The sequence below is a fragment of the Stenotrophomonas sp. HMWF023 genome (assembly GCF_003060985.1).
Classification (GTDB): Bacteria; Pseudomonadota; Gammaproteobacteria; order Xanthomonadales; family Xanthomonadaceae; genus Stenotrophomonas; species Stenotrophomonas lactitubi.
The window spans coordinates 1-6,380 of record NZ_QAIJ01000106.1 but is presented as its reverse complement, the minus strand read 5'-3'; the positions used below and the strand labels follow the sequence as shown (position 1 = coordinate 6,380).

At 68.2% G+C, this 6,380-nt stretch carries 4 protein-coding genes; 2 read left to right on the top strand and 2 right to left on the bottom strand.

Annotation, left to right across the window (positions count from 1 at the left end; genetic code table 11):
* Window positions 1-2,506, bottom strand: a 2,506-nt coding sequence (locus tag DBR20_RS05725; protein WP_108265509.1) for a VIT domain-containing protein, incomplete at its 3' end; no start/stop codon positions are given.
* Window positions 2,507-2,639: 133 nt separating this feature from the next.
* On the opposite strand from DBR20_RS05725, the gene DBR20_RS05720 reads away from it, so the two are divergent.
* Window positions 2,640-3,689: a DUF1176 domain-containing protein gene (locus DBR20_RS05720; RefSeq protein WP_108265508.1), complete on the top strand. Its 1,050-nt coding sequence runs from the start codon at window positions 2,640-2,642 to the stop codon at window positions 3,687-3,689.
* 84 nt (window positions 3,690-3,773) lie between these two features.
* On the opposite strand, the gene recJ is transcribed toward DBR20_RS05720, so the two are convergent.
* The gene (recJ, locus tag DBR20_RS05715) at window positions 3,774-5,531 is read right to left on the bottom strand and encodes a single-stranded-DNA-specific exonuclease RecJ (protein ID WP_108265507.1); all 1,758 of its coding nucleotides are present in this window, start codon (window positions 5,529-5,531) and stop codon (window positions 3,774-3,776) included.
* A 131-nt stretch (window positions 5,532-5,662) separates the two neighbouring features.
* Here recJ and DBR20_RS05710 point away from each other — a divergent pair.
* Window positions 5,663-6,380, top strand: a 718-nt coding sequence (locus DBR20_RS05710; RefSeq protein WP_108265506.1) for a DUF1176 domain-containing protein, incomplete at its 3' end; no start/stop codon positions are given.

Below are 6,380 nucleotides of genomic sequence, written 5' to 3'. Positions count from 1 at the left end.
CCTGCAGCAGGCGCGGGTCGATTCCCTTGGTATCCAGACGCGGCTTGCTGCCGGCCACCAGGTTGGTCAGCTCATCCAGGGCAATCAGCGCGATGCCGTCGAAACGAGCATCCCAGGGCCGTACGACTACTTGATACAGCGGCGCCAGCGCTTGCTGCGGCTTGCCCGCTGCGGCCAGCGCCAAGCCCAGGTCACGGAAGCTCTGCGGTTCCTCCTGACCCATCGCCAGCACCTGCTCGAACACCGGCACCGCCAGCGCCGGAGCGTCGGCCTGCAGCAACCGGTAGCCGAGCACGCGCAGCAGATGGCGGTTGTCCAGCTCCATCTCGGCCAGGTTGGAGAGCACGCGCAGGGCAAGATCACGCTGCCCCTGTTCGATCAACAGGTCGGCCACGTCGAGGAAGAATGCACTGCTGTTGGCGTTCGCTGCGCGCTCGGCGAGATAGCGGTCGTACAGCTGCGACGACGGCCCTTGGCGCAGGCGACGGGCTACCGGCGAATCCGATTGCCAGGCGGCCAACCGGATTCCCAGCTGGCCGTCATTGGCGGCGGCCGGCCCGGCAGCCATCGCATCGGCGGCGACCTCCTGCATCGGTGCCGGTGCCGGTGCCGGGCGTGCGACCGAACGCTGGCGGGCACTGTCCGCATTCAACTGCATCTCCGCTGCAGCCGGCGCCGCAGCGACCAGCATCGCTACGGGTGCCGGCGGGGCGCCCGCCGCCACCTCCAGCGCCTTCGCATCCGCCTGCGGCGGTGCGCCCTTCGGCCAGCTGCGGTTCCACCACTGCTGGCGCTGCTGCCACTGCGTCACCACCTTGTCCAGCCGCTGGCGGTCGACCGCATCGCGGTCTGCAACCTGGCGTGCGAAGCGCTGGTCGTACTCGGCGCGCAGCTTGCCCGACGGACGGATCGCGTAGCGCAGGTAGTCGTCCAGGGTTTCCAGCACGATCAGCGAGGTGTCCGGCCCGACCAGGCCAAACTGCTGCGACAGGCGCTGCATCGCCTCGCGGTTGCTGCGTCGATCGGTCGACAACTGCTGCAGGCGCGCCTGTGCCCACAGGCCGGCCAGCAGATCACCGTCTTCGTTCTTCTGCGTCGCGGGCAGTGCCTGCCACTCGCCGCCGGCCACGCGCACCCGCATCGGCACGCCTTCGGCTGCCAACCGCGCATGCAACCACAGCCAGCCCTGGGCCTGGCTGCGGCGATCGATCACCACATCCTGCACGCCACGGCCGGCATCGATCTGGACATCCAGCGGTACCGACAGCAGTTCCCGCGCGGCGGCATCGATATCGCTGCCGAGTGCCACGAAACTGCCCGCATGCGCCTCGCTCCAGCCGCGCAGGCGGGTGGCATCGGTGCGTGCACCGGCACTGCTGATCGCGAACAGGCGCTGATCGGCTGCCAGCGCTGGCAGCGCCTGCGGCCCATAGGTCAGCAGGCCGTCGCTGACCATCAGGTATTCCTTCACCTCGGGCTGCGGCTGCCACTGCGCCAGCGCACTGGCACCGTCCGGCTGTACCGCCATCAACGCCCGGCGCAGTTCACTCCAGTCGCCGCTGCGGACACGGAAACGACGCACCTGCTCGGCGCGATCACGCAGCACGGTCAGCGCGACGTTGCCCTCGCCCATCGCCGCGAAGTAGCGATCGAGCAGCGCCAACTCGCGGGTGCGGTCGCGCTGGCCTGCAGAGCCGGAACCATCCCACAGCAGCCCCACTTCCGACGGCACACGGCGTGGCGCGGCCGACGTCGGTACGGGCAGCTGTGCCAGCAGGTAGTGACCGTCCTGCCAGCGGGCAACCTGCACCTGTGCCTTGCGCTCGGCCGGCAGCGTCCATTGCAGCTGGGTCGGCAACTGCGCGCCGCGACCTTGCCAGTGCAGGCGACCATCGGCGATGCGGAACGGTGCACTGCCAGCATCAGCACCCTTCGGTGCCTGCACGTCCAGTTCGACGGCAGCGGCGCCGGCGACGAACTGCAGCGGCAATGTCCAACGCCAGCCCTGCCCTGCGTATGCCAGCGGTTCGCGTACGACCAACTGCACGCGGCGGCTGCCGCCGGCGGGCAGCGGATACACGCGCAGCCGGAACTGGTTGCCAGCGGTCTGTTCCAGCAGGCCCGGATCGACGCCACGACGGGCGATCTCCTCGAACACCTGGCGACCGCGGTCCTTGGGCACCGGCACCGCCTCGCGCAGTTCGCCATTGATGTCCAGGGCAAAGCCGGTGATCTGCTGGCCCTCGCCCAGCGGGAACTGCAGTTCGCCCTCCAGCACGCGCTGATTGGGGTTGTGGAACTCCAGGGTGATCCGGGTCTGGGCGATGCCGGCCTGCACCTCGCCCTCGATGCGCGCCTGTCGCAGCTGCACGGGCTGTTCCGCCGCGGGTGCGATCAGCAACGGCGTGGACGTCATCGGCAGTGCCGGACGACGCGACGCCTGGGGCGAAGCCGGCCAGGTTGCCAGGGCCAACAGCAGTACGGTGCAGCAACGGGCGAAGACCATGACAGGACTCCAGTGGGATCGTGATTGCTAGAACGCACCAGACGGAGAGATGGGGTTAACGCGATTCGATGCTGGCTCTTGGCTGTCCCTGGGCGCACCATGTGCGACTTCCCGATCCCACGCAAGGATGCCCATGCGTTCTCCCCTGCTTCCCACCCTGCTGGCCCTGAGCTGGCCATTGGCCGCCGGCGCCGTCGATGCGCCTGCCGGGCTGTATTTCCAGCATCATGACTGGGTCCTGGCCTGCGACAACACCCGCACCTGCCGTGCGGCCGGCTATGCCAGTGGCGATGACAGCACCCTGAGCGTGCTGCTGACGCGGCAGGGCGGCCCCGATCAAGCCATCAGCGGCCGCGTGTCGTTGCAGCCGATCGATGACCAGCCGCAGGCCAAGGGCGCACTGCACCTGCGCATCCAGCAGCGTGATCTCGGCGTGCTGGCGCCGGCCAAGGACACAGGCACCTATGCGCTGAGCCCAACGCAGACCACCGCACTGCTGTCGGCGCTGGTGCGCGATGGCGGCATCACCGTTGTCGATACCGCCGGCCATGCGTGGCCGCTGTCGGACAAGGGCGCAGCAGCGGTGCTGTTGAAGACCGACGAGTTCCAGGGCCGCGTCGGTACGCCGGGCGCGGTGATGCGCAAGGGTACTGCGGCCGAAAGCAGCGTGCCTGCCGCCGTTGCCAAACCCGTGGTGCGCAAGGCAGCGACCTTGTCGACGCCGCCGGACGACCCGGCGTTCGCCAAGCTGGCCGCCTCACCGTCGCTGCGTGCAGCGCTGCGCGCCACCCTGAAAGAACCCAGCTGCGAAGGTCTGCTCGACGCCGACCCGGATGTTTCGATCAGCAATTCGCCACTGCAGATCCAGCGTCTGGATGCCAAGCACCTGCTGGTCAACGTTCCCTGCTGGCGCGCGGCCTACAACACCGGCGATGGTTACTGGGTCATCGGTGAGAAAGCGCCCTACCAGCCGCAGTGGGTGACCAGCGATGCGATCGACTACGGCGACGGGCAGATTGTCGCCTCGCACAAGGGCCGTGGTCTGGCCGACTGCGTGTCGGATGAAACGTGGACCTGGGATGGCACGCGCTTCGTCGCGACCTCAGCGATCAGCGGCGGCCTGTGCCGTGGCGTTCCCGGTGGAACCTGGGAACTGCCGACGCGGGTGACCGAGGTCCGCTGACCTCACAGAAAAAGGGGACGGAAGGGATCAAGTCGCAAACGGCAAACAAGGCACATTCGACTTAATCCCCTCCGTCCCCTTTTCTCATGCGGGCAGGCAGTGCTCGACGATCAGCTGGATAGCGGCGCCACCGCGATAGTCATCGCAGGCCAGGCGATAGGCCAGGTGAACATGTTTGCCTGGCGCGTTGCCGTGCCAACCACCGAAGTGGATCGCGTTGATCGTGCCCGCTACGCCAGGCAGGCGCAGTTCCAGCTTCAGATGCCGTTCCTTCAATACGCGCCAGTTGGCCACTTCGAAATGGCCGTCGAACAGTGGTTCGGGGAAACCCTGTCCCCACGGCCCGGCCAGACGCAGCGCATCGGCATGGCGATGATCGAGTTCGTCCGCTGCCAGTTCGCCATCACTGAGCACCTGCTGCTGCAGTGCCGCCGGGTCGAGCATTTCCAGCACGGTGGCGACGAACGCGGCTTCGAAGTCGGCCAGATGATCCAGACGCATGCTCAAGCCGGCAGCCATCGCATGACCGCCGAAGCGCTCGATCAAGCCAGGATGGCGTGCATCGACCAGCGCCAGCGCATCACGGATATGCAGGCCGGCGATCGAACGCGCTGAACCGCGCAGGGTGTCAGCGCCCGGTTCGGCCGGCGCGAACGCGATCACCGGACGATGCAGGCGATCCTTCATCTTCGACGCGACCAGGCCGACCACACCGGGGTGCCAATCGGCATCGAACAGGCAGGCCGCCACCGGACGCTGCCCTGCGGTATCGAGCACCACCCGTGACAGCGCCTGTTCGGCGTCATCGGTCATCGACTGCTGCACCGCACGCCGCTCGGCGTTGATCTGCTCCAGCGTCTGCGCGATGTCACGGGCCTGCCGCGGATCTTCGGTGAGCAGCAGCGCGATACCCAGCGCCATATCTTCCAGCCGACCGGCCGCGTTCAAGCGCGGGCCGAGCCCGAAGCCGATATCGGTGGCGGTCAGTCGCGCGGCGTCGCGGCCACTGGCCTCGATCAGCGCCTTCAGGCCGACGCAGCCCTGGCCGTTGCGCAGCCGCCGCAGCCCCGCGCTGACCAGGGCGCGGTTGTTGGCATCCAGCACCACCAGGTCGGCCACGGTGCCCACGGCCACCAGATCCAGCAGCGTGGTCAGGTCCGGACCTTTGCCATCGGCAAATACACCCGCCTCGCGCATCCGCCGACGCAGCGCCATCAGCACGTAGAAGATCACGCCGACGCCGGCCAGCGACTTGCTTGGGAAGGCGTCGCCGTCCAGATTGGGGTCGACGATGACATCGGCGGGTGGCAGCTGCGGACCGGGCAGATGGTGATCGGTCACCAGGACCTGCCAGCCACGCGCCTTGGCTGCGGTGACGCCGGCATGACAGGCGATTCCGTGATCGACGGTGACCAGCAGATCGGGCTGCAGCGCAGCCAGCTCGTCCACCAGCGACGGTGACAGGCCGTAACCGTGCACCATGCGGTTGGGCACGGCGTGGAAGACATGCTGCGCGCCGAGCATGCGCAGACCGCGCACGCCGACCGCGCAGGCGGTTGCGCCGTCGCAGTCGAAATCACCGACCACCAGGATGCGCTTGTCAGCGGCGACGGCCTGGACCAGCAGGTCCACGGCCGCATCGATTCCGGTCAGCAGCTCCGGCGCATGCAGGTTGCCCAGCTTGGGCAACGCCAGCTCCGGGGTGTGCGCTCCGCGTGCGGCGTACAGGCGGGCCAACAGTGGCAGCGTGCCGTCCGGCCAGGCGCCGGGTACGGCGACATCGCGGCGGCGGATCGTCGGGGTATCGGAAGACGGCTGCGCAGCATCGGCGGCAAGGGACATCGGCATCGCCGGGTTAGAAGACCCGGCCATGATACCCCGCTCGGCTTGTCAGGCTCTCCGCAGGCTTGGCGCAGGCTTGGCGCAGGCGGGGTGATCGCCCATGCTTGTTCGCTTCTGAAAAGGAATTCGCCATGTATCGCCCGCTGTCCGTACTGCTGGCCAGTCTCTTGCTGCCACTTGCCTCCCACGCCGGAAACACACCGTTGGAACCCGGTATCGAGTTCGTGCACCACGACTGGTTCCTGGCCTGCGACAACACCGGCACCTGCCGTGCGGCCGGCTATGGCCCGGAGAACGCGGACAGCCTGCTGGGCTTGATGCTGGAACGTGCCGGTGGTCCCGGCACGGCAGTGAAGGTGCGGCTGCGGGTCGGTGAGGATGGCGAAAGTGCAATGCCTGAAGGATCGATGCGCCTGCAGGTGAACGGCCGTGATCTGGGCGCTGTGCAGGACACCGGGGCAGACGAAGCAGTGACGCTGCGACCAGCGCAGGTTGAAGCCCTGCTCGCCGCCCTGCCCGGCCAGGCCCGCATCGAGGTGATCGACAGCAGGGGCACGCGCTGGCCGATTTCCGATCGTGGTGCCGCCGCCGTACTGTTGAAAATGGACGAGGCACAAGGGCGCGTGGGCACGCCCGGCGCCCTGATACGGCATGGCGCGCGTGCCGAAGCGAGCGTGCCGGCTGCGCGCGCCAGGCCTGTGATCGTGAGCGCGGCGCTGACGGCGCCACGCTCCGAAGACAGCGCCTTGGGCAGCAGCGAAGCGCTGCGCGACGCGCTGATTGCCACGCTCGGCGACAGCGAAGACTGCCCGCGCCTGATCGAGTACAAGGGAGCCCCGGAGCTGGTGA